23 protein-coding genes, 1 pseudogene, 1 riboswitch and 1 other annotated feature are annotated in these 22677 nt (G+C 55.3%); of the genes and pseudogenes, 2 read left to right on the top strand and 22 right to left on the bottom strand.

Features of this window, described 5'->3' with window-relative positions; translation table 11 throughout:
- Positions 1-3: 3 nt before the first annotated feature.
- The 10 genes from aalo17_RS01805 to pta form a co-directional block, all read right to left on the bottom strand.
- Entirely contained in the window at positions 4-786 is a 783-nt protein-coding gene (locus aalo17_RS01805) for a transporter substrate-binding domain-containing protein (RefSeq protein WP_067554810.1), read from the bottom strand.
- Between the two features lie 59 nt (positions 787-845).
- Positions 846-1057, bottom strand: a binding site (T-box leader).
- 118 nt (positions 1058-1175) lie between these two features.
- Positions 1176-2531 (bottom strand): PFL family protein, encoded by a 1356-nt coding sequence (locus aalo17_RS01800; protein ID WP_067554807.1) that lies wholly within the window; start codon positions 2529-2531, stop codon positions 1176-1178.
- A gap of 9 nt (positions 2532-2540) precedes the next feature.
- Complete coding sequence (locus aalo17_RS01795; RefSeq protein WP_067554804.1) at positions 2541-2810, bottom strand: ACT domain-containing protein; 270 nt, start codon at positions 2808-2810, stop codon at positions 2541-2543.
- 8 nt (positions 2811-2818) lie between these two features.
- Positions 2819-3310, bottom strand: coding sequence for a hypothetical protein (locus aalo17_RS01790; protein WP_145907439.1), 492 nt, complete (start codon positions 3308-3310; stop codon positions 2819-2821).
- Between the two features lie 256 nt (positions 3311-3566).
- On the bottom strand, positions 3567-3920 hold the full coding sequence (locus aalo17_RS01785; protein WP_067554798.1) for a hypothetical protein: 354 nt from the start codon (positions 3918-3920) through the stop codon (positions 3567-3569).
- A 59-nt stretch (positions 3921-3979) separates the two neighbouring features.
- Positions 3980-5872, bottom strand: coding sequence for a hypothetical protein (locus tag aalo17_RS01780; protein WP_145907437.1), 1893 nt, complete (start codon positions 5870-5872; stop codon positions 3980-3982).
- 559 nt (positions 5873-6431) lie between these two features.
- Positions 6432-7118 (bottom strand): ABC transporter ATP-binding protein, encoded by a 687-nt coding sequence (locus aalo17_RS01775; RefSeq protein ID WP_082743179.1) that lies wholly within the window; start codon positions 7116-7118, stop codon positions 6432-6434.
- A gap of 53 nt (positions 7119-7171) precedes the next feature.
- Positions 7172-7834, bottom strand: coding sequence for a sensor histidine kinase (locus aalo17_RS01770; RefSeq protein WP_145907435.1), 663 nt, complete (start codon positions 7832-7834; stop codon positions 7172-7174).
- Positions 7835-8096: 262 nt separating this feature from the next.
- Complete coding sequence (locus aalo17_RS01765) at positions 8097-8924, bottom strand: response regulator transcription factor (RefSeq protein WP_082743178.1); 828 nt, start codon at positions 8922-8924, stop codon at positions 8097-8099.
- Complete coding sequence (gene pta, locus aalo17_RS01760) at positions 8858-9832, bottom strand: phosphate acetyltransferase (protein WP_178390073.1); 975 nt, start codon at positions 9830-9832, stop codon at positions 8858-8860. Before pta ends, aalo17_RS01765 begins: the two co-directional genes overlap by 67 nt.
- A 121-nt stretch (positions 9833-9953) precedes the next feature.
- Positions 9954-10047: riboswitch (THF riboswitch) on the top strand.
- 61 nt (positions 10048-10108) lie between these two features.
- On the opposite strand from pta, the gene aalo17_RS01755 reads away from it, so the two are divergent.
- A complete protein-coding gene (locus tag aalo17_RS01755) occupies positions 10109-10654 on the top strand; it encodes a folate family ECF transporter S component (protein WP_067554783.1) in 546 nt (181 codons plus the stop codon).
- A 132-nt stretch (positions 10655-10786) separates the two neighbouring features.
- Here aalo17_RS01755 and aalo17_RS01750 read toward each other — a convergent pair whose 3' ends face one another.
- From aalo17_RS01750 to aalo17_RS01740, 3 genes are all read right to left on the bottom strand, one after another.
- Positions 10787-11125, bottom strand: coding sequence for a hypothetical protein (locus aalo17_RS01750; RefSeq protein ID WP_067554780.1), 339 nt, complete (start codon positions 11123-11125; stop codon positions 10787-10789).
- Positions 11126-11302: 177 nt separating this feature from the next.
- Positions 11303-11557, bottom strand: coding sequence for a substrate-binding domain-containing protein (locus aalo17_RS01745; protein ID WP_082743177.1), 255 nt, complete (start codon positions 11555-11557; stop codon positions 11303-11305).
- Between the two features lie 305 nt (positions 11558-11862).
- Positions 11863-12822, bottom strand: a complete 960-nt coding sequence (locus tag aalo17_RS01740; protein ID WP_067554775.1) for a carbohydrate kinase family protein — start codon at positions 12820-12822, stop codon at positions 11863-11865.
- A 284-nt stretch (positions 12823-13106) separates the two neighbouring features.
- Here aalo17_RS01740 and aalo17_RS01730 point away from each other — a divergent pair.
- Positions 13107-13880, top strand: a pseudogene (locus tag aalo17_RS01730) (SDR family NAD(P)-dependent oxidoreductase).
- A 116-nt stretch (positions 13881-13996) separates the two neighbouring features.
- Here the strand turns inward: aalo17_RS01730 and aalo17_RS01725 are convergent.
- From aalo17_RS01725 to aalo17_RS01685, 9 genes are all read right to left on the bottom strand, one after another.
- Entirely contained in the window at positions 13997-14947 is a 951-nt protein-coding gene (locus aalo17_RS01725) for a sugar kinase (protein WP_067554766.1), read from the bottom strand.
- Between the two features lie 3 nt (positions 14948-14950).
- On the bottom strand, positions 14951-15919 hold the full coding sequence (eda, locus tag aalo17_RS01720) for a bifunctional 4-hydroxy-2-oxoglutarate aldolase/2-dehydro-3-deoxy-phosphogluconate aldolase (protein WP_067554763.1): 969 nt from the start codon (positions 15917-15919) through the stop codon (positions 14951-14953).
- A gap of 7 nt (positions 15920-15926) precedes the next feature.
- Positions 15927-16904: a C-terminal binding protein gene (locus tag aalo17_RS01715; RefSeq protein ID WP_203225837.1), complete on the bottom strand. Its 978-nt coding sequence runs from the start codon at positions 16902-16904 to the stop codon at positions 15927-15929.
- 28 nt (positions 16905-16932) lie between these two features.
- Positions 16933-17697 (bottom strand): SDR family oxidoreductase, encoded by a 765-nt coding sequence (locus aalo17_RS01710; RefSeq protein ID WP_067554760.1) that lies wholly within the window; start codon positions 17695-17697, stop codon positions 16933-16935.
- A gap of 104 nt (positions 17698-17801) precedes the next feature.
- Positions 17802-18614 carry a 5-deoxy-glucuronate isomerase gene (locus tag aalo17_RS01705; RefSeq protein ID WP_203225836.1) on the bottom strand — a complete coding sequence of 271 codons (813 nt, stop codon included), beginning with the start codon at positions 18612-18614 and terminating at the stop codon, positions 17802-17804.
- Positions 18615-18809: 195 nt separating this feature from the next.
- Positions 18810-20090, bottom strand: coding sequence for a TRAP transporter large permease (locus aalo17_RS01700; protein ID WP_067554757.1), 1281 nt, complete (start codon positions 20088-20090; stop codon positions 18810-18812).
- Positions 20087-20605 (bottom strand): TRAP transporter small permease, encoded by a 519-nt coding sequence (locus tag aalo17_RS01695; protein ID WP_067554753.1) that lies wholly within the window; start codon positions 20603-20605, stop codon positions 20087-20089. The genes aalo17_RS01700 and aalo17_RS01695 overlap by 4 nt, the downstream gene beginning before the upstream one ends.
- 2 nt (positions 20606-20607) lie before the next feature.
- Complete coding sequence (locus aalo17_RS01690) at positions 20608-21654, bottom strand: TRAP transporter substrate-binding protein (RefSeq protein WP_067554749.1); 1047 nt, start codon at positions 21652-21654, stop codon at positions 20608-20610.
- A gap of 203 nt (positions 21655-21857) precedes the next feature.
- The gene (locus aalo17_RS01685; protein WP_067554745.1) at positions 21858-22550 is read right to left on the bottom strand and encodes a FadR/GntR family transcriptional regulator; all 693 of its coding nucleotides are present in this window, start codon (positions 22548-22550) and stop codon (positions 21858-21860) included.
- Between the last annotated feature and the right edge of the window lie 127 nt (positions 22551-22677).

Here is a 22677-nt window from a genome sequence, read left to right as displayed (position 1 = left end):
GGATCACACGCCCCACTTTTCTTTCAGTTTGGTGTAATCGTCGCTTTCCTTGAATGCCTTGATGGCGGTGTTGACCTGCTTGAGCAGCTCTTCGTTGTCCTTCGCGGCAATGATGAAGTTCTCCTCTTCCATCAGGTGGTCACCCACGACTTTGTATTCCCCGCCGGCTGCGTAGTTGTTGGCCACGGCTGTGTCCAGAACCACTGCATCCAGTCCGTGGGACTTCAGGGTTTCCATGAGCACCTTCACGTCCTGCACCGGTGTGACCTCGGCGCCTTCGATTTCCTCTGCTGCGCTTTGGCCGGTTGCGCCCAGCTGAGCACCGACTTTCTTGCCATTCAGGTCCGCGACGCTGGCCAGGTCACTGTCGCCGGCCACCACGACAACCTGGGCCGAGGTGTTGTAGGGATCGGAGAAGGCCACGGCCTTTTCCCGGTCTTCGTCATAGGTGAAGCCGGAAATGCCCAGGTCGATCTGACCGGTCTGAATCGCCGATACGATGGTGTCAAAGCTCATCTGCTTGAAGGTGTAGGTGTAGTCCAGGCCTTCCTCTTCCTTCATGTAGTTGAACAGCCATTCCGTCATGTCCGCATCGAAGCCCACGATCGCATCGCCTTCGATGGACTCATAAGGCGGATAGTCCGGAGAGATGCCGACGATGATTTCCTTCGGCTCGCTCTTTCCTTCGTCTGCCTTTGCATCATCCGCAGTGCCTGCGGAAGAGCAGCCGGCCAGCACAGATGCCGCCATGCCGGCAGTAAGTGTCAGTTTCAAAAACTTGTTCATTTTCCTGTTCTCCTCTTTCTTCCCCGTGAAACAAAAAAGCGTCCATTCATAAAAAGCTATGAAAGGACGCTGAAAGCGCGGTACCACCAGTCTTCCATCCGCCAGTACGGATGACACCTTATTCTTAACGCGAATCAACGGCCACCGCCTCACGAACTTTCGACAGGGCAACTCCGGGACACGTTCAGGAGCGGGTCCTGACAGCTTGCACCAGCCGCTGTCTCTCTGAAAGGCACCCGGGAACCTTACTTCTTCCCTTCGTGGTATTGACTACAATTATACATACCCATCTGGCTATTGCAACAGGTTTTCAGAAAGTGCCGGAAAGTGTCAAAAAGCCCCGGGCTGCCCTGACAGCAGCTCCGGAGCTGTGCTTCCCCCAACCTGACTCAGTTTTTCAGTGCCTGCAGCGGAGCCGGAATGCGTCCGCCGCGGTTGATGAACACCGCATCAGAGGTCTGGTTCACGGGCATCACCGGGCCTTCTCCCAGCAGTCCGCCGAAATCCAGTGTTTCCCCCACCTTCCTGCCAATGGCGGGAATCAGCCGGACGGCGGTGGTCTTCGAGTTCACCATGCCAATGGCTGCCTCGTCTGCAATGATGCCGGAAATGACATCCGCCCGGGTCTCGCCGGGAATCACGATCATGTCCAGACCCACAGAGCACACCGCGGTCATGGCCTCCAGCTTCTCCAGCTTCAGGATGCCTTCCTTTGCTGCGTGGATCATCCCCGCATCCTCGGAAACGGGAATGAACGCACCGGACAGACCGCCCACATGACTCGTGGCCATGACGCCGCCTTTCTTGACCGCATCGTTGAGCATCGCCAGCGCCGCAGTCGTGCCGTAGGCGCCGCAGGTCTCCAGCCCGATTTCTTCCAGGATGTGCGCCACGGAGTCGCCCACAGCCGGTGTCGGCGCCAGAGACAGGTCCACAATGCCGAAGGGCACCCCCAGCTTCTCGCTGGCCACGGTGCCCACAAGCTGGCCCATGCGCGTGATCTTGAACGCCGTGCGCTTGATGAGATCCGCGATCCTGTCAATGGGTGCATCTTTCGGGGCCTTGGCCAGGGCCGCGCGCACCACGCCGGGACCCGATACACCCACATTGATCACACAGTCGCCTTCACCCACACCGTGGAAGGCGCCGGCCATGAAGGGATTGTCCTCGGGGGCGTTGCAGAACACCACGAGCTTCGCCGCGCCGATGCAGTTGTCATCTGCAGTGAGCTCCGCCGCTTCGCGGATCACTTCGCCCATGCGTTTCACCGCATCCATGTTGATCCCCGCTTTCGTACTGCCGATGTTCACGGATGCACAGACATGCTGTGTCTCCTTCAGCGCCCGGGGAATGCTGTCGATCAGCTCCCGGTCACCGTGGGCATAGCCCTTCTGCACCAGGGCGGAATAGCCGCCGATGAAGTCTACGCCGAGCTTCTGCGCACAGCGCTCGAGCATCCGGGCATATTTCACAGGATCCCCGCCGCTGGCTGCCACCAGAAAGGCAATCGGGGTCACGGAGATCCGCTTGTTGACCACGGGAATGCCATAAGTCCGGGAAATCTCCTCGCCGGTTCGCACCAGGTCCTTCGCCAGCCGGCAGATTTTTTCCTCGCATTTGCGGCAGGACGTGTCGATGTCCGGATCGATGCAGTCCAGCAGGGAGATCCCCATGGTGATGGTCCGGATGTCGAGGCACTCCTCGTCGATCATCTTGATGGTTTCCTGAATTTCAGATACCTGCATGAAGCCTCCCTAAATCGAATGCATGGCCTTGAAGATGGCCCGGTTCATGACGCGCACCGCCAGGTCGTTTTCGGCTCCCACGGTTTCCATGTGATCGGCAAAGGCTTCGAAGGACTCCGTAAGGCCGTCCATGTCCGCAATCATGGTCATGGTGAAAACACCATCCACGATGGTCTGAGACACATCCAGAATGTTGCAGTTGCGTGCGGCGCATTCGCTGGCCACCAGGGCGAGGATTCCGGTGCGGTCCGCACCGACAACAGTAATGACAGCTTTCATGAGTCCTCCTAAAATTTCACGGTTGCTTTTTCGTATTTATGCAGCTCAAAGGGTTCGTATGCAGACATGAGTCCTTCCACATTCACGTCGTATTCCCCCGGCATGAAGGCAGTTTGTGCCTGCTGCTTCAGAAGCTGTTTCAGCTGCTGCCAGAACGCATCCGGCAGCGTTTTGCGCTTCTGCCATTCCACCATGTTTTCGGCATCCACCAGCACGATTTCCATATCCGGGGCCGTTTCCAGTCCCAGGATCTCGTCTCCGGCATCGGATTCCTGGATGTTGAAGTACACATCGCTGGAATCCACCGGTCCGCCCTCCAGAATGAACGGCAGGATCCCGTTGTACCAGCACAGCGTGACCACGAATGGTTCCTGTTTCAGCAGGGCCAGCTCTTCTTCGTTCCAGCAGTCATCTTTGACAGCGACCACAAAGCGGCCATCCACATAGTCCATGACGGCACCTTCGGGAATGTCATAGGGAAATTTCATTTTCTCAGTCATACGTGTTAAGTGTACCAATTCTGCCGCGGGGTGCAACATGGAAAAAAGCAGGCAGTTTCAAGCGCAGAATACGGGCTGCATTCCAATGATGGCAAATGCAGGCAAAATGCCACCATTATTATCAAAGACAGCTGTATCTCCAGAGATTTGGTAATGAAGAACAGATTCAAAAACCGGTCCCCTGAAGAAAACCGGCTGTTTGTGTGTGATTTGTTTATCTGGCTGTCAGTATACAAACTGGTATGCCTGTCTGCTGTCAGCGCGGATAAACCCTTACTGAATAGTTAAAGTAAATTCCGTTGATGGATACACTGCCTGTCACAGTTCCGGTTGTCGGCACAGGAGCTGCACTTACAACGGAAGCTGTGCAGCCAACAGCACTGGTCACCCAGGCTCTCGCCCCCCAGCTGCCATTGGAATAGGTCATGGTTGCAGCGAGATACACTGTAGCCGATCCCGCCGATACTGACCCTTCCCCATACCAGGTTTCTACATTCCTGGGCTCAGCGATAATCGTATGTGCCTCTGGTGCCTCAGTATTGGCAAGAATCGTAAATGGGGACAGCATCATGGAAGCGGAAACAACTGCTGCACAGATGGATTTTTTCATAGTATCTGCACCTGCCTTTCTGATATGAGCATATCCTGGAGAAGTTACTGATTGATTACTCAGCATTTATTTATCTTTCTGATATCCATTGCCTGTTTTGTTCCTGTCATGCACAGCAAGGACTGCAGCAGTCCGGACAGGGCTGCAAATCCATAGGTTGCCGGCGTGATTCGAAGCAGAATCCACAGAACTCCTGCAGGCTGGCCAGAGGGATCAACCAGCGATGGAGCAGCCCGGGTTATCATGGACAGATTGGGTATGAATGACAACTGCAGCCAAAGACAGGCTGTCAAAGCTGCCCCGGTGAACACTATACTTGCCAGCCCGATTCTCAGTACAATCTGATTCCTGATTGCAAGACAAGTACGTGTGTCTGTCCCGGTCCTGCGCAGCCTGTTCAGAAAATTCTTTATGCTTTTTCGAACCCGGATGACCGACCAGCACAGAATGAATATCCAGACCAGAAAAACCACGACCGTCAAAACGCAGTACAATAGCCGCTCATCAGCAAAGAAGCGAATGATTTTTTCATTTGTAACAGCATCATTCTGCAGTTTCATCCCGCTGTGACTGGCCAAAGCTGCCATATCTGACTGAATTGCTGCATCCCTGCGTCCTTCAGTCCAGACTTCCACCCGATTTGCCGACTCACTTCCAAAAAAGCCTTTCGGAACAATCACGACATAGGGCAGTGAGAAGCTGCTGGTCCAGTCAGATATCAAGCCCCTGTAATCCACGGTATAGTTCAGCGGCTGTCTTACCAGTACAGGAATTCTGGCGGTTCTGCTCTGTCCTTCCGGACTCCGGATCAGAATCTCCTGTCCCGCAGCCAGACTCACATCAGTCCTGAATGTTACGTCTTTCCCATAATCGATTTCCGGATTATCCGGAAATACCTGGATCTTCGGACAATCTGCGCTTCCTGCAACGGTCCATGAAAAAGCAGGGAGATACAAAAGTGCATCGTCATTGTTCAAATCCGTCAGGTTTATCCCATTGTGCTTTAAAACATCAGCCAGAGGAGGCAGCTCATCCGGCTCAATAATCACTGGCGACAAGTCTGTGCCATTATTCTGGAATGCAAAGAGACTGAGCTGGGAGCGGTACTCCCCAGGTATCTGATACACAGGAGACAATTCCATTCCCTCCCAGCCAATCGAATAGGCTTTGTCATTTTCCGGCAAATCATTCCTGATTGTATAGCTGTACATTTCCCGTACTCCGGGTATGGTTCTGATTTTCTGCAGCTCTGCCTGGGAAACAGACGCTTCAGCTGAGGCGGGGTAAAACCGAAAATCAGGTTTGCGTCCCACCTGTTTTTCCATCTCCGTATCAAACCAGAATCCCGTCGCTGTATAAGCGATGATGCCTGCCAGTATTGCCAGCAAGGCAGATCCTGTGATCGCCGGTTTCCAGTTCCACCAGAGCCACCTGCCTGCCAGCATAGAGCATGATACGGTTTTTCTTCCTGTCGGAAGGTGTTCCGGAATGTATCCTTTTTCTGCATGCAGACTGACTCTCGAAGGGATGTGGAAGAGGATGACCCATGCGGCAAATGCCAGTACCAGCAGCAGGATCATCCAGAATCCCGCAATCCCGGCCATTACAAACCATGGGGGACGAAAGGCGAGAAACACAGCCGACATAACTGGCAGAACCCATACCGAACTGCCAAGAAACAGAAACAGCATCGGCTTCATGAGCAGCCCCGTGTCTGCTCCAAGTGATTTAAGACGGATGATATTCAGTTGTCTGGAGTCCAGCCAGTGGGACACGATCATGAACATAATACCGAGTCCGCCTGCTGCAGCTGCTGTCGTCGCAATTGTCCATGGAAGACTTGAAGCCGAAAATGGCTGATATCCATATTCCAGATACATATTCCTGACCAGAACTCCCGATTTCGGAGACCATTCATCAAATACGGCTTCGTATCCGGACTTTGCCTGCATATACAGGAGTGTATGTTCCGGTTTGTCCAGTCTGGTTATCCAAATCTGCGGGACGTGATTTCCGGCTGTCCAGTTGGCTGTATAACTGTCCAGAATCCCGGTCAGAGTAAAAACTTTCTCGTCTATTTGTATTTTCTGGCCAATCCTGTATGAAAATCCGCGCTCATCCAGCCATAAGGCTTCTGCTGCCATTTCTGAACCTGTTTCCGGCAGTCTGCCCTTTTTTATGGACAGATTTGCCATCTCGAAAAACTGCTTATCTCCAGTGCCTGCAATGGTTCCGTCCTTCATTGCTGCGGTTTGCACAGATCCCCTTTTTTTTATAACCAGGTTCTCCGAAGCTTCCTGCAGAGCTGTGAGATCCGGGTCCATCAAAACCGCCTGCCATGCACCATGCCATTCCTGCTGTGTTTTTCTTTGATCCTGTACATTCCGGTATTGAATGCAGACAGAGACCGCGACCAGAACCATGGTAAGCGCCATTGCCAGCGAAAACAGTCTGGCCGCTCTGGGATTCTGTATAATCTTCCCTATTGTCGTCTGGTCCCGCTTTGCATTTCTATGCCTGTTTCTGTACACCATACTCACTGAGTTTCCCATCTTCCATGTAAAGAATGCGGTCTGCCTGTTTTGCCAGATCCAGGTCATGCGTCACCATGATGACCGTCAATCCCATGTTTCTCTGTAAACGGCGAAACAGTTCCATGACTTGCTGTGAACTCTTCCGGTCCAGATTCCCTGTAGGTTCATCAGCCAGTACCACTGCCGGTTTCACAGACAGGGCTCTCGCTATGGCCACCCTCTGCTGCTGACCGCCGGATATCTGATGCGGGAAGCGGTCTTCCAGTCCTTCCAGTTCCAGCTGGCGGATCAGTGAATCCACATAAACCTCATCCAGTAACGCATTGTTCAGATCAAACGGAACTCTCAGATTCTCCCTGACTGTCAGCTCAGGGATCAAATCAAAAAACTGATGGACCATTCCCACAGATGTCCGCCGAATCATTGCTCTCTGTGTTTCACTTTTTCCCATTTCCTGTCCGGCAATGAAGATTATCCCTTCATCCGGCACTTCCAGTCCTGCAATCAGTGACAGCAACGTAGATTTACCGCAACCGCTTTTCCCAATAATGACGGTAAACGATCTGACCTGCACAGAGAAACTGACGTGATCCACCGCTTTGGTCTCAGCGCGCCCGCTGTTCCAGATCTTCAGAGCATTCATCACTCGAACGATTTCCTCCATAGTATCACCTCATAATCAGCCTATCCTGGCTTCATTACAGATTGATTACCGTATCAGATCTCCAGAGGAACCACAGGCAGACGTACCAGTATTCTTACTTCACCATCTGTTTCAGCAATCCTGAGTGTTCCATGGTGCTGTTCTGCGACAGCATCTGCCAGAGACAAGCCGATCCCATAATGCCCGGTACGTGCCGACTGATACCGGACTGGATGACGAAAGTTCACGGATCCCGGATGAGAGAGTTCCAGTTCATATTCTTTTCGGGAGTTGCTGTATCTGATCGACATCCGCACCTGGCCGCGGGTGAAACCGAGTGCATTCTCCAGAAGGGACCGTATCATCTCTTCCAGCCAGAAGGCATCACCATACATAGGCATAGGCTTTTTTTCTCCCTCCAGTCTGGTACCTGATTCTGGAAATCCGGCCAGAGCACGGCAGGCGACAGTATAGAAGTCAACAGGTTCATATCGGAATCCCGACGATTCTGAAGACAGTACAGAGGCATCCAGATATTGTTCCGTCTGTTTTGCTAGTTTCTCAAGTATCTGTTCCATCCGCTCCGGATCCGTATTTCCGGCATCAAGCAGCAGCAGTCCTGCTCCCGCGGTGTTGTGAAGCTGGTGGGCCAGGTTTTCGCTATGTTCTCTGCGCTGACTGGACTGCCGTTTCTCCTCCAGCAGAGCAAGAAGCAGCTGATTCCGTTCATCTGTCATGCTGCAGATGATGTCCATCCATCGAAGGGATGGGGTGAATGAACAGCAAATGCGAAACCCGAGATATCCAGCCAGTACAGCCGGAAGCAATTGAAAAGGGATAAGGATTCGACCGGCTTCATGGACAAGATACATTCGTTCCGCTCCGGTGAGTTCCGTCAATGTCCGGATGGCGGCAATCATGGGAAACCGGAGAGCTGCCTGAAGAAGAATGCAAAAGCCGGCAGCGAGAACAAGCCGGACAGAGCGGCTTTTGAGCATCTCAGCCAGAAGCATCTTCATCTTCTGTCCTCTGCAGCCAATACCCATGAACGCGGCTGCCCAGGACAGCCAGCCCGGCAGGTTTCAGCTTTTTCCGCAATCCGGAAAGCCGCACACTCAAAGTCTTCAGAGACATATCATGTCCTGTACGGGTCCAGACCGACCGAATGATTCTTTCTGCAGAGACAGCGTGATATCCAGATCCGAAAAGCGGTTCCAGCACTGCGGTTTCTGTTCTGGTGAGCTGTACAGGACACAGACCTGAGAGTGCGTTTTTCGATACCTCGAGACTATACCCTTCAAATCGTCTGATTTCTGTCCTGTCAAGCATCCGGGATATCTTTGCTTTAAGTACCGGGAGTCTGACTGGTTTTGTAATGTAGTCATCACCTTTTTGCGCGTAAGCATCTAAAATCACTGACTCCTCTTTCCGTCCGGAGAAGACAAGAACAGGAACGTCACTTTCCAGTCTGACAACCTGAAGCAGTTCCAGACCGTTTCCGTCAGGCAGGCTCAAATCAAGAATGATCAGATCCCAGCCTCTGGTCCACTCTTTGAACCCCTGTGCCAGCGTTGAACAGAAAAGACAGTCAAAATCCGACAAAGCATATTCAAGCGCTTCCCTCATATCCGGATCATCTTCCAAAATCAGTATTCTATGTTTCATATTCTCTTTCCCTTTTCCTTTATCATACCTGAAAGACAGAGCACAAAAAAGAGACCGGGAAATCCGGTCTTGTGAAAATCCAAAATGTTGGGGACTCAGATGTCCATGTCCTTCTGTGCAGCGGTAATGATTGCCATCTTGTAGATTTCGGTGGCGTTGCATCCGCGGGACAGGTCGTTGATCGGGGCATTCAGGCCCTGCAGGACCGGTCCAATGGCTTCCCAGCCGCCCAGACGGGCTGCGATCTTGTAGCCGATGTTGCCGGAGGACAGGTTGGGGAAAATGAAGGTGTTTGCCTGTCCGGCAACTTCGCTCTTGGGCGCCTTCAGCTTTGCCACTTCGGGAGCCACGGCTGTGTCAAACTGCATTTCGCCGTCCACGGCAAAGTCGATGGGCATACGGTGCAGACGCAGGGCGGCTTCCGCCACCTTGGCCACGCATTCACCCTTGGCGCTGCCGAAGCTGGAATAGGACAGCAGGGCGATCTTCGGCTCGATGCCGAACTGCCGGGCGGTTTTGGCGGTCTGCAGTGTGATTTCCACCAGATCATCGGCGTTGGGGTTCAGGTTGATGGAACAGTCGCCCATCATGTATTCCTCATCGCCCTTCAGCAGCAGGAAGGCAGAGCTGACCAGCGCGTTGCCGGGTGCAGCCTTGACCAGCTGCAGGGCCGGGCGGACAGTGTCGGCTGTGCTGTAGGTGGCGCCGCCCAGCAGGCCGTCGGCGTAGCCCATCTGCACCAGCATGGTGCCGAAATAGTTTGTGGACATCAGGGCCTTGCGGCAACGCTCGATATCCAGCTTGCCTCGACGGAGTTCAACCATCTTGACAGCCATTTTGTCAATATCGGGATATTCCGCCGGGTTCATGGTTTCAATGCCGGTCAGGTCAAAGCCGTTTTCCTTTGCAGTGGCTTCAATCTCCTCTTTTTCTCCCAGCAGAACCGGACGGATGACGTCCTCGGCAGCCAGTTTGGTTGCGGCTTCCTGGACGCGGGCATCCCAGCCTTCAGTGAATACGATCCGGATTCCCCGTCCTTTGATTTTCTCTTTCAGTGTATCGATGATCATAGGTGAAACCTCTTTCCATTCACGAAAAATATACCACAGCCCCATCCCTGATAAAAACTTGTGAACCTTTTCACCCATAGAGGCATTGTCAGTCTCTTTTTCCCTGCGTATACTGACTTCAGGCAGAGTAAGGATACAGGCGTAAAGTGTTTCGGGCACGGGGAGTTGGTCCGAAAACGAAGCAAGCCGCGATCTGTATCCTGCATCCCGCTGTCGTTTGAAAAAAGTCAGGTCACCCTCCTTTTTCCGAGCGTCAACGGAAAGGAGGGTTTTTCAATGTCTGCATTCATGACTTCCTTCAGGACCAGTGCCCGCAGCCTCAAAGACATCCGGGTACTGACTGGCACGGCGCTGTTCTGCGCCCTGTACATGATCCTGTCCATGTTCAACATCTATTTCACGCCGACCCTGCGCATCACCTTCGGGTTCCTTGCCATGGCCGCCTCCTGTTATTTCTACGGTATGGCACCCAACCTCATCGGGGCGTTTGTCTGCGATTTCCTGGGCTGGGCCCTGCATCCCGACGGTGCCTGGTTTCCCGGCTATGCCCTGAATGCCATGTTCCAGGCGGCTGTCTATTCAGCCTTCTTCTATCAGATGAAGGAGCTGAAACTCTGGAAAGTTCTGGCAGCCAGGCTGCTGGTGGTTCTGGTCGTGAACCTTGTTCTCAACCCTCTGTGGCTGTCCCTGATGTACGGTGACAGCTTCTGGGTGCTCATGACCGCCCGGATCGTCAAAAACATCATCATGTACCCCATCGACTGCTTCATGCTGGTCATGGTACTGCGGCTCTGTGTGCGGCTGAAGCAGCAAAGAGGCTGACCCTGTTCCGGTCTTCCCCAACCGGGCAGCGGGTCAGGCATCCATCCGCAAGCATCAAAGGACTGCCCATTCAATCAACAGGCAGTCCTTTTCATTTTCATTGGGCCAAATGGCGGATGTGTGCCAAAGCTCTCAGCGGATCTTTGTCTTCCTGCTGCCAAAAAAATCCAGCGCCAGAAGCAGAAGGGCAAGAACGGCGAAAAAGGAAAGGAACCGGGGGACAGCTCCGTGCTTTGCCGCAAAACAGAGGGTCCAGGAAACCAGGACCAGGACCGGCTGCAGCCGGTGGTTCCAGGCAATGCGCCATGTGTGACACTGCAGGTGCAGGATGATCATCAAAACCAGCAGACAGACAGCAGTCAGCCGAAACAGATTCACGGGAAACAGCCAGGCAAACCAGACAGCAGCCATGTACAGGTTGTCCACGATGCGGCAAAGTCTTTTCATTTGTTTCGTGTGTTTCGTGGCCATTTCCCGATCCTCCTGGCTCCCTTTCTCGGGTACTTCAATTGTACTTCAATAACGCAGAAACGTCAGCCGTCATTTTCCGGGAGAATCATCCCGGCTGTTCAGGCTGCAGATCCGCATATTCTTCATCGACCCGCCCGGTTCAAACCGCCATCCAGGCACCTCTTTTCCGGCTGCCGGCTAGTGCCGGCACATCTGGATCAGGGTCCGGGCGGCAATGATGCCTGCTTCCTCGTTTTCGAACCGCACGGTGGCCAGCTGCGGTTCCATCAGTTCCCCGAACTCATACCCGCGAAAGCTCATGATGGACAGATCGCCTGGAATCCACAGGTTCAGCTGTCTGGCTTCCCGGATCACCGCCATGGCCACGCGGTCGGCCTGCAGCCGTACATGGGCTTCAGTGATCATTGTGGCAATCAGGATCACACCCTCCATCCGCAGAGTATGCAGGTACTCTGTGGCTTCGATTTAGCGGTCAGGATCATGATCAGTGGTCAGGATGATCACCGAATAACCGGCTTTGCGCAGGGTTTTATCCAGGCCGTGAGCGGCCTGCCGGTCACCGTTGAGGTCATGGACTGCGCAACGATTGCCCTGGTTTTCTTCTTCGCGGATCCGCCGTTGAATTATGGGGCGACCGCGCTCTCAGTCACCCCGGCTTTTCTGGCTATATCCGAAATCGTCAGTTTTTCCACGCTCTGTCCTCCACAAAAAACCGCAGGAGCCTGCGGTTTTTTGTCTCATGCTGCAAGGAAAGTTTCCACAGCCTCTCTGTCAGGCATCGCGGGGATGGCTCCCGGTCTGCGGACGGTCAGAGCTGCGGCTGCATTGGCAAACCGCAGAAGATCTTCTGTCCTGGCCGGATCCAGTTCCTCGGGATTCAGATCCCGGCTTGCAAACTGCCACAGAATGGCCCCCCAGAAGGAATCCCCGGCACCGTTGGTATCGGCAATGGGTGAGGGTATGCCCGGTACTTTCACAATACCAGCAGAGGTGCCTGCCATGGCCCCGTCGGCTCCAAGGGTAACGGCCGCAAATTTCACCCCCGCATCCAGCAGGGCCTGCAGCGCTTCTTCGGGATCTGCCTTTCCTGTCAGCAGCTCCGTTTCCTCATCGGATATCTTCATGAGATCCGCAAAGGGCACCAGGGAACGCATGGCTTCCATGGCCTCCTGGCGGCTGTTCCAGAGACTGGCCCGGTAGTTTGGATCGTAGCTGACCAGAGCCCCGGCCGCTTTTGCCTCCCGGATGGCTTCCAGCGTCGCGCTGCGGGCAGGCTCATGGGTCAGGGACAGGGAGCCGGCATGGAAGATCTTCCCATCCCGGATCTGCGCCCGGTTCAGTTCATCGGCAGAGATCTGTGTATCGGCCCCGGGTTTCCGGGCAAAGGAGAAGGTCCGCTCGCCGGTTTCATCCACTGATACGAAAGCCAGAGTCGTGAAGTGCCGGTCATCCAGCAGCAGTCCTTCCGTATTGACACCTTCGGTTTTCAGGGTATCGGCAAGAAACTGCCCGTGCATGTCATTTCCTGCCTTGCCCAGGAACGCGGCGGTCCCTCCCAGCCTGGCCACCTGCACGGCCACATTGCCGGGTGCCCCTCCAGGGTGTCTGGCAAACAGCACTGCTCCATTGTCTGCTGTTCCGCTGTGGGTGAAATCGATCAGGATCTCTCCGAATGCTGTAACGTCTGTCTGTTTCATGCTTTCTTCCCTTCCTGCGTGTCTGCACGCTGCTTTCCCACTCAGTATAGAAAATCCGGTCAGGCAGCGCCCATAGGCTTTTCATGTTGTTATATGGACATATGTGTCTTTTGTTTCACATACAGACAGGTGGATCCACCTTGTCACAGGTCAAGGCAGCTGGATGCTGTCCTGGCACCGTCTTCCGGGACACACGGAAAGGCCGGTTTCTGTGAATATCATCGGTTCATCAGCCGGTTTCTGGTACTATGTAGGCGCAAACATATCGGAAATGAAATCAACACATGGAACTCAAAGACAAATCCATTGTCGTGACGGGCGCATCCTCCGGGATAGGAAAAGCCATTGTCGAGCTGTTCGTCAAAGAAGGTGCGAATGTCATTGCAGTGGCACACCGGAAGGAACGCCTGGAAGCCCTGACAGAGAGCCTGAAGAACGAAGCCGGCCAGGTGCAGGTCTATGCAGGGGATGTATCCTGACGGGAAGCCTGCGAAAGCATGATCGATGCTGCCGTTGCCGCCTATGGCAGACTGGATATTCTGGTCAACAATGCCGGTGTCATGGGTGACATGGCTCCCATTGCCGAGGCCAGTGACGAAAAATTCCGGCAGGTCATGGACGTCAGTGTCTATGGTCCCATGGCGGCGATGCGCAAAGCCGTCCAGGTATTCCTGGAACAGGGACAGGGCGGAAACATCATCAACGTATCGTCCGTGAGTGCCTCGCATCAGGCAGCAGGTCCCATTTATGGTGCCTCAAAGGCGGCCCTGAATGCCATGAGCCGCAACACCACCTATATGTACAAAGGAGAGAAAATCCGCGTCAATGTGATTGCTCCGGGCGGCATCAATACGGAGATTGCGACGGCCATGGGCCGGCCGAACATGGACGGCTATACGCGGCTGGGGCCTGTGCTGAAGCTGAGTCCGGCGCCTGCGAAGCCACGGATATTGCCCAGTGTGCCCTGTTCCTGGCAAGTGACGATTCCGCCTATACTAGCGGCGACATCATTGCGGTGGACGGCGGATGGACTTCATTCTGAGTCCGGTGCAGTCTAGCGAACCTTCAGAGAACATCCATCCAACGTAAAAGGGACAGATCCGCCTTGTCAGCAGGAGCTGTCCCTTTTTCCTGTTCTGATTGTCTGCGGTCTGAAGTCCTGTCTCTGTCTGCTTCAGGACACACTGCGGCGTTCCATGAACGCCTGGAGCTGTTCCGTTGTCGGCAGTCCTTCGTTGTCTCCGGCTGTCATCACCTGGATGCAGCCGATGGCGTTGCCCCGGCGCACACCTTCTTCCATGGGCAGTCCTTCCAGCAGTCCGCTGATCACGCCCACCGCAAAGCCGTCTCCGGCTCCCACGGTGTCCACGACTTTCTCCGCTTTGTACCCGGGCACCTTTGTGCTTCCTTCAGCCGTGAAGAGGTATGCCCCGTCGGATCCGTCCTTGATGATGACCGCCTTTGGTCCCTTGTCCAGGAAGAACGCCGCGGCTTTCTCCGGATCGGCCGTCCCTGCCAGGACTTCGCACTCCGCGATCCCCGGCAGCACCAGATCCGCCTTTCCCGCCAGTTCGTTCAGGACCTGACGCATGGTCTCTTCGTTCTCCCACAGCGCCGGGCGCAGGTTCGGGTCGAAGGTCACAAAGATCCCCGCTTCCCTTGCCCGGTCCATCAGCCGGTGTGTCGCTGCCCTGGCACTTTGCGACAGCGCCGGCGGGATCCCTGTCACATGCACCAGATCCACGCCATCCAGGTCCAGCGCATCGATCTCTGCCGCAGAGATATGGGAGGCTGCAGAGCCCTTCCGGTAATACGGCGCGTAGGGGTCGCTGCCGTCGGTCGTGCGGTTCTTGAGCTGGATCCCGGTCTTGTATACCGGATCCACGGTGATGAACTCCGTGCCGATGCCGTTGGATTTCAGTGCCCCTTCGATGTAGCGGCCGAAGGGGTCATCCCCCAGCCTTGTGAGGTACTGGGCATGATGTCCAAGCCTGGTCAGGCCAATGGCCACATTCACTTCCGCGCCGGACATGGAGCGTGTAAAGTGGCAGATGTCTTCCAGTTTCCCCGGCGTATCCGCTGTCAGCAGCGCCATGGGTTCGCCAAACAGAATCACGTTTGCCATAGGTCAGTCCTTTCTCACCAGGTGGATCGCAAAGCCGCCGGTCTCCTTCTGGAAGTAGACCGCCTGGATCACCCCGTTCGGACGGCGGACGATGCTGTCCTGGTTGAATGCAACGCCGCGCTTTTCCAGATACGTCATCGCCCGCTCGACATTGGGCGTGGAAATCGCAATGTGTCCTTTTTCTCCCAGATAGGGAGATTTCAGCGTCTCCACATAGGTGTCGGAGAAAATCGAAGAGGGATTCTCCCGGGCATCGAAGCCGAACACCGTCTCGAAGAACTGCGCAATTTGATGCGCTTCCCCTTCATCGGCCGCATTGATGCCGATATGAGCCAGCTTCAGGTCCAGCAGTTTTGTCACGGCACTTTGGGCAATGGCCTGGATTTCGTCAAACCGGCCCTCCTGGATCAGGCTGGATGGAACCATCCAGCTGCCGCCGGCGCAAATGACCTGGGGCAGTTTCAGGTAGTCCTGGAAATTGTCTTCACTGATCCCGCCCGTGGGCATGAACTGCATCGCCGGGAAGGGACCGGAAAGGGCCTTGAGCATCGGGATCCCGCCGGCGGCCTGAGCGGGAAAGAACTTCACGAATCCCAGTCCCGCATTCACGGCAGCCGTCAGCTCTGATGCACTCTGGATCCCCGGCACCACCGGCATGTTCTGTTCAAGGCACCAGCGAACGACACTGGCGTTGTACCCCGGAGACACAATCACATCCGCCCCGGCCTTTCTGGCACGGTCTGCCTGCTCCACATCCAGTACTGTCCCGGCAAGGATCAGGACATCCAGCCCTGATTTGCGGACCGCTTCAATGGCCTCTGCTGCAGCGTCTGTGCGGAAGGTGATCTCTATGCAGTCCAGGCCTGCCTGCAGCAGCGCCTTTGCCAGGGGAACCGCATGTCCGGCTTCATCGATTTTGACCACCGGGATCAGCCCGGCTGTCTGCAGTCTGCTTTTAAGTTCTTTGTTCATGATTCTTTCAGCTTCTCTGTTTTTCGGGTTTGTTGACCGGATAGCGGATGGGCTTTCCTTCCAGGAACGTCACGGATTCTTCCGCCACCTTCCGCTTCAGCTCGCTGGCGGCTTCCTCGGAATACCACGCCATGTGCGGCGTCACGATCACATTCTCCTGCCGGAACAGTTCATTGTCCGGACTCACCGGTTCTCCCAGCATGCAGTCCAGCGCTGCCCCGCCGATTTCGCCTGCCTTCAGTGCCTCCAGCAGGTCATCCTCGTTGATGATCCCGCCGCGGGCCACGTTCACGATCAGCGCACTGTCCTTCATGTCCCGGAAGGTTTTCTCGTTGAACAGGTCTTTGTTGCCGTCTGCCGGACAGTGCAGAGAGATGATGTCCGATTCCTTCACCAGCTCATCGAAGGTCACAGGGGTCACATACACGGCCGTCTCATTGGTTTCCCGGAAATACGGGTCGAAGCCGATGACCCTGAAGCCCAGGGCATGCATCTTCTGTGCGAAGTTGCGTCCGATCCGTCCCAGTCCCACGACCCCGCAGGTCAGGTCCGAGAACCGGTGCACCGGGATCGCCGTAGTATAGTCCCATTTCTTCGTCTTCGTCTGTTCGTTCATCGGCACGATCTTGCGCAGCATCGCCAGGCTCATGGCAATGGCGTGATCCGCCACTTCGTTCATCCCGTAGTCAGGCACGTTGCCCACCTGCACGCCCAGTTCCGTCGCTGCAGGCACATCCACCGTGTCCACACCCACACCGTAGCGCACCACATACTTCAGCTTCGGACAGGCTTCCATCACCTTCCGGGTGATGGGGGCATACTGCACGATGAACACATCCGCGTCCTGGCAGTCCCGGATCACGTCTTCCTCTGTCCGGCACTGCTTCAGCTCCACCGGGATCCCGGCCTTTTCAAATACATCCTTCTCGATCTGGATGGAGTCATGGTCGCAGTCCGTGATGATCACTTTCAGGTTTTCGTTCATGTCCTTGTCCATTCCTTTCTGCCTGTGCCTATCGCACCAGGTAGCCGCCATCCACCGGGATGATCGCGCCGTTGATATAGTTTGATGCATCGGAAGCCAGCCAGACAACCGGGCCCTTCATGTCTTCGCCTGTTCCCCAGGTGCGGTTCGGGATCCGGTTGGTAATCTCCGCGTTCCGGGGGTTCTCCGGATCCAGCAGGGCGGTGTTCATTTCCGTGGCCATGTAGCCGGGAGCCAGTGCATTCACGTTGATCCCCTTGCAGGCCCATTCATTGCACAGGGCCTTGGTGATCTGGGCCACCGCACCCTTGGAAGCTGCATAGGCCGGTACGGTGTAGCCGCCGAAGAAGGACAGCATGGAGGCGATGTTGATGATCTTGCCGCCGGTCTCCTGTTTCAGGAACTGGCGTCCAGCCAGCTGGCACATCGCGAACACACTGCGCAGGTTCACATCCATGACGAAATCGAAGTCTTCCAGGGGGAACTCCTCGCTGGGGTAGCGGCGCTGCACGCCGGCTCCGTTGACCAGGATGTCCAGGTGGCCGCCGAGTTTTTCCACGGCTTCATTGAATTTCTCTTCGCGGGTGGCATCGTCCGTCAGGTTGCAGATGACCGCCTGGCAGTCATAGCCCTGCTGACGCAGTTCTTCGGCTGTGGCTTCCGCCTTGGGGTTGATGTCCATGATCACCACGGAAGCACCGGCTTCCAGCAGTCCTTCCGCCATGCCCCGGGACAGGCCCTGGGCTGCACCGGTCACGATGGCTTTCTTGCCTGTCAAATCATTCAAGTTCATTGTTATTCTCCTGTTCATTTCTTGTTTTTTGCCTGTATATTGCGTTATATCTGCAGACAACCCGGCCGGTGCCCCTTCCTGAGAAGCACGTCAGGGTCGTTGATTTACTGTTTCTCCAGATCGAACGCCGGATCTGGGATGGCCAGATCGTAGCTTCTCTGGGCCGGACTGAAGGATGCCAGCACCCACAGGTACGCATTGCGTCCCCCGGGAGCCGCTGCTGTCGGGTGGTATCCGCAGGGTGCCTGCACCATCGTCCCCGAGTGCACCGTATGCGCCACCAGGTCCTCCACTTCCCCGCTCTTCAGATAGCTGATGTGGAACCCGAACCTGGGCAGCGGCATGTCGAAGTAACAGTACACTTCCTCCAGATCCTTCTCGTGCTGGTGCGGCGGCCAGGACGTCCATGTCCCGTCCCCTGACCAGGTCAGGCCGCAGATCAGGCGGCTTGCTTCATCCCCGGGTGCCAGGGTCATCATGACCTCCCGCTGTCCCGATCCGCTTCCGTGGATCTGGTGGATGTCTCCCACCGGCAGGGTCGCATCGAACTTCCGGAACATCGGCTGTCCGATGCCTTCGTATTTCGCTCCGGCGATGTAGAAGATGCTGTCTTCCAGCGCCGTGATGGTGACTTTGTCCTGCCCGGGGATGTAGAAGGAATCAAACCTCTCCATCTTCTGGTCCAGTCTGTCATGATCTGAGAGCTTCGCTTTCCCGGCAATGAGCACCGGATGCAGCTCCAGGTCACCGGATTCCAGCGTATGGCTCTGCCCTGCAGGCAGGTTCAGGCGGAAGATCTGTGCTTCCTGGCACTCCGCCGTGTCCGGCGTGATGACTTTGTGAAATCCCGGTTCTTCGGAAGACTGGACCTTCCAGCTCTCCAGCCGGGTCTTTGTATCTGTATTGATATTGGACACTGTATTTCTCCTTATTTAGTTCCTGATATTTGATTCGTTTTTCAGACTTTTGCATCGAAGTCTGCGATTGCCTGTTTCTTCTGACGGTCTCTTACGAAAACCGCTGTTCACGGACCTGATTTAATCTGAAGGTCAGCTCTGTCTGCCCCGGAACTCGGTCTGGACCCTTCTGAACAGGACGGCCCGGACGGAGGTCTACTTCAGCAAGAAAGTGCTGACCGCCGGGATCAGGACGACCGCCAGGAACACCAGGATATAGCCGATGAAGAACGGGATCTGGCCCTTGACGATTTCTCCCATCTTCAGCTTCGTCACCGAGGCAGCCGAGAAGATGTTCACAGCCACCGGCGGCGTCATTGTGCCAATGACATTCGAGAGACTCACGATCATACCGAAGTGAATCACATCGATGCCCAGACTTGCCGCAATCGGCCACAGGATGGGCACCATCAGCACGCAGGTGGCAATGCCTTCCAGGAACGTGCCGAAGATCAGCAGAATGACGGCAATGATGATGCAGAAGATCATCGGACTCAGGTGCATGCCCTGGATCCAGTGCACGAGTTCACCGGAAATTCCGGAGTAGGCGAAGATCCAGGAGAAGGCCGTGGACGTCGCGATGATGAACAGGATCATGGCCGAGCCCTTGGCGGAGTCCAGGAAAATGGGAACCAGGTCCTTGATGGAGAGCTCCCGGTAGATGAACATACCTGCAATGAGGGCCCAGACCACGGCCACCGCGGCGGATTCCGTCGGGGTCAGCAGACCGGAGTAGATGCCGCCCAGGATGATCACAGGCAGCAGGATCGCCGGGATCGCGCCCACGAAGGATTTCCACAGGTCGCTCATGGACAGCTTTTCGCTGGTCTTCGGCCATTTTTCCTTATTGGCAAGGAAGAGAACCACAGCCATCAGGACGACCATGATCAGGATGCCGATAAACATGCCGGAAGAGAACATATCGCCAATGGAGGCGCCGGTGATCGTGGCGTAGACCACCATGATGATGCTGGGGGGAATGATGGGGCCCAGGCCGCCGGATACCACCAGCAGGCCGGCTGTCCGGTCCTTGGGATAGCCCATGCGCACCATTTCCGGATACAGCATGGATCCGATGGCGATGACCGTCGCCGGAGCCGAACCGGACAGGGCCGCGAAGAAGGCACAGGCGAGTACAAGGGCCAGGGCCATGCCCCCGCGGACATTGCCCACGATGCAGTTGGCGAAGTTCACCAGACGGCGGGAGATGCCGCCTTTGGTCATGAGGTTGCCCGCCAGAATAAAGAACGGGATCGCCATGATGGACGTGGATTCCAGACCACCGAAGATCCGCTGGGCAATGATGCCCACGGTCACCGTGAAGTCTGGACTGAACACGATGGTGCTCCACACTGCCGCACCGAGTGCAAAGGCAATGGGGACGCCAATCAGGATAAACAGGGCCATGGACCCGAACAGAAGCAGGGCGGTTGTCATGCGGCGCTCTCCTCTCTTGTATCTGGGGTATCAACGTTGGGATCTTTGAGCCGGACGATCATTTTTATGGTGGTGATGGTCTGCACAAACACGATCATCGCAAAGCTGATCACCAGGGCGGAGTACGGAACCGCCATGGGCAGGCCCATTGCCGAAGAAGTCTGGCCGGTAGCGAGCTGGAGTCCCACCAGCTTGATGGAAGAAATCAGCACGGATACCGAGAACACCAGAAGGACGATCTTGGCGACGATTATGATGACCTGTCTGGTCCGTCCATAGAACTTGTCGACCACCGCCGTGACGGAAATCTGTGTGCCGTCCCGCAGTCCGACCTCCGTGCCAATCAGAGCCATGAAGATCATGCTGTAGGTGCTGGCTTCATCCAGCCAGGGCATGGAAAGCTTGAAGAAGTTCCGGTTCAGCACCTGGGTGAAGGTGCAGATGACCATGATGGCGAATGCCGCCACCATGATGACGTTTTCCACGGACGTCAGACCGTTGAGCAGTTTTTTCATGATCATTCCTCACTGGGTGCCGGGTGTTCCCTGAGCACTTCATCCACCGCAGCCTGCCATTCGGGATCAAAGGTGAATCCCTTGGCTTTGGCCGCTGCCTGATATTTCTCCTTGAGAACCGATGTATCTATGTCGTGGAACGTCACACCTTTTTTCTTCAGTTCCTCAATGGCTTCCTCGTTGGTCTCCTTCAGGTACTGACGCTGGGCGATGCAGCCTTCCCGGACGCCCTCCTCGAAGGGCTTTCGCAGGTCTTCCGGAATCATGTTCCAGGATTTGTCGGACATCATGACGGGGATATAGGTGAAGGCGTGCTTCGTGAACACGACATCTTTCGTGACTTCGTAGTAGCCGTTGGACAGGCAGTTGCTGACGGCGTTTTCCGCTGCGTCGATGGTTCCCTGCTGCAGGGCTGTGAAGACTTCGTTGTAGGCCATGGCAGTCGGCATGGCACCAAAGGATTCAAAGGCCGCCATGTGATAGGGGTTCTGCATGGTGCGGATCTTGATGCCCGCAAATTCCTCAGGTGTTGTGACGGGCGTGGTGGTGAAGGTATCGCGGAAGCCGGATTCCAGGTAGCCGATGACATGGACACCGAGTTTTTCCTCGGCTGCCTGTTCAATCAGTTCTCCAACCGGTCCATCCACGGCTGCATGTGCCTGTTCCTCTGTCTCCCAGAGATAGGCCTGGTCGAGAATGCTCATTTCCGGGATCCAGTTGGTCAGTACGGAGTTGGCTGCGGACGCAATGTCCAGATCCCCCTGGGAACAAAGCTCGACAGAGCCACGTTCATCACCAAGGGCTCCGCCGGTGACCACGACGATTTTGATCTTTCCATCAGTATTCCGTTCGACGTTTTCCGCGATGTCTCTGGCACCTGCATAGACCGGGGATGTTTCGCCATCCACGATACCCATCCGGAACACCAGGGGCTTGTCGGGATCAGGTCCTGCGCTTTTGGCACAGCCGGGGAAGATGGCTGAGCCAAGGGCCAGAGCCGAGCATAGAAGGGGAATGCGGGCTTGTCTGAACAATCGCTGTACTCTCATTTCGTTTACCTCCGTAGAAATGGGTTTCTGTGTCAAATTCATCTGATGTATTTGTCGATGTCATCATGTCATTCCGGTCAGATCGTGTCAATGTAGACGCTTTCACAAATTTATTGTGGGATTTCTGTGGTATCTCTGGATATATTTATCGGATGTTTTCCGTGGGCAAACATAAAATAAAAACACCCATGCGGGTGTCTGTCTCAATCATTCAGCGGTGTGGTCATATCATCACTGATCCCGGACCGAAGGATATGGAGATGCATGATCATGGCCCGTCTGGCGGTCTCGGGGTCATGTCTTGCCACAGCCTGTGCGACCTGTCTGTGGCAGATGACGGTCTGGTCTCTGTATCGGTCTCTGGTTACGTCCACATTGAGAACAACGGAGGAGGTGACCAGCGGGACAAGTCTGGAGACCACGAGGTTGCCGGTGCATTCTCCGATGAGTTTGTGGAAGAGTGCATCCTCCTCTCTGTAGGGTTTGTTGGCCTTGATGAGTTTTTCCACGCGGCTGCACTGGTCCAGAAGGGCCTGCACCTGTTCGGGTGTCGCATGGAGGGCGGCTTTAAAGGCAATTTCCGGTTCAATCATGAGCCGTACATCCATCATGTCCAGCGCCATTTTCTGGCTTTCCGGTTCCAGGCTCAGTCCCAGGGGATCTTCCATGATGCCGTTTTTGTCGGAAAGGAAGGTGCCGGCTCCCTGTCTCACTTCCAGAATGTTGCGGGACGCAAGGCTCTGGACCGCTTCACGCACAGTGCCCCTCCCCACTTCGAGCAGCTGTGTCAGTTCCTGTTCAGTCGGAAGCCGGTCTCCCGGTTTCATGTCATTGGTTCGTATGTAGTCCAGAATTCCTTCGGCGGCACGTTGTGCCAGGGGTTTGCGGTTGGCCATGGAACGATCCTCCTGTGGATATGCAATTGTCATTATACGGGGAACTGACTGGCAAGTCAGCCGGAATTTGTCCGATGAAAGTGCTGGAGTCCAAAGATGCAGCCGGACAGATGAATGGTCGGATGAA

This window comes from Faecalibaculum rodentium (assembly GCF_001564455.1).
Taxonomy (GTDB): domain Bacteria; phylum Bacillota_I; class Bacilli_A; order Erysipelotrichales; family Erysipelotrichaceae; genus Faecalibaculum; species Faecalibaculum rodentium.
This window is presented reverse-complemented; position numbering and strand designations above follow the sequence as displayed.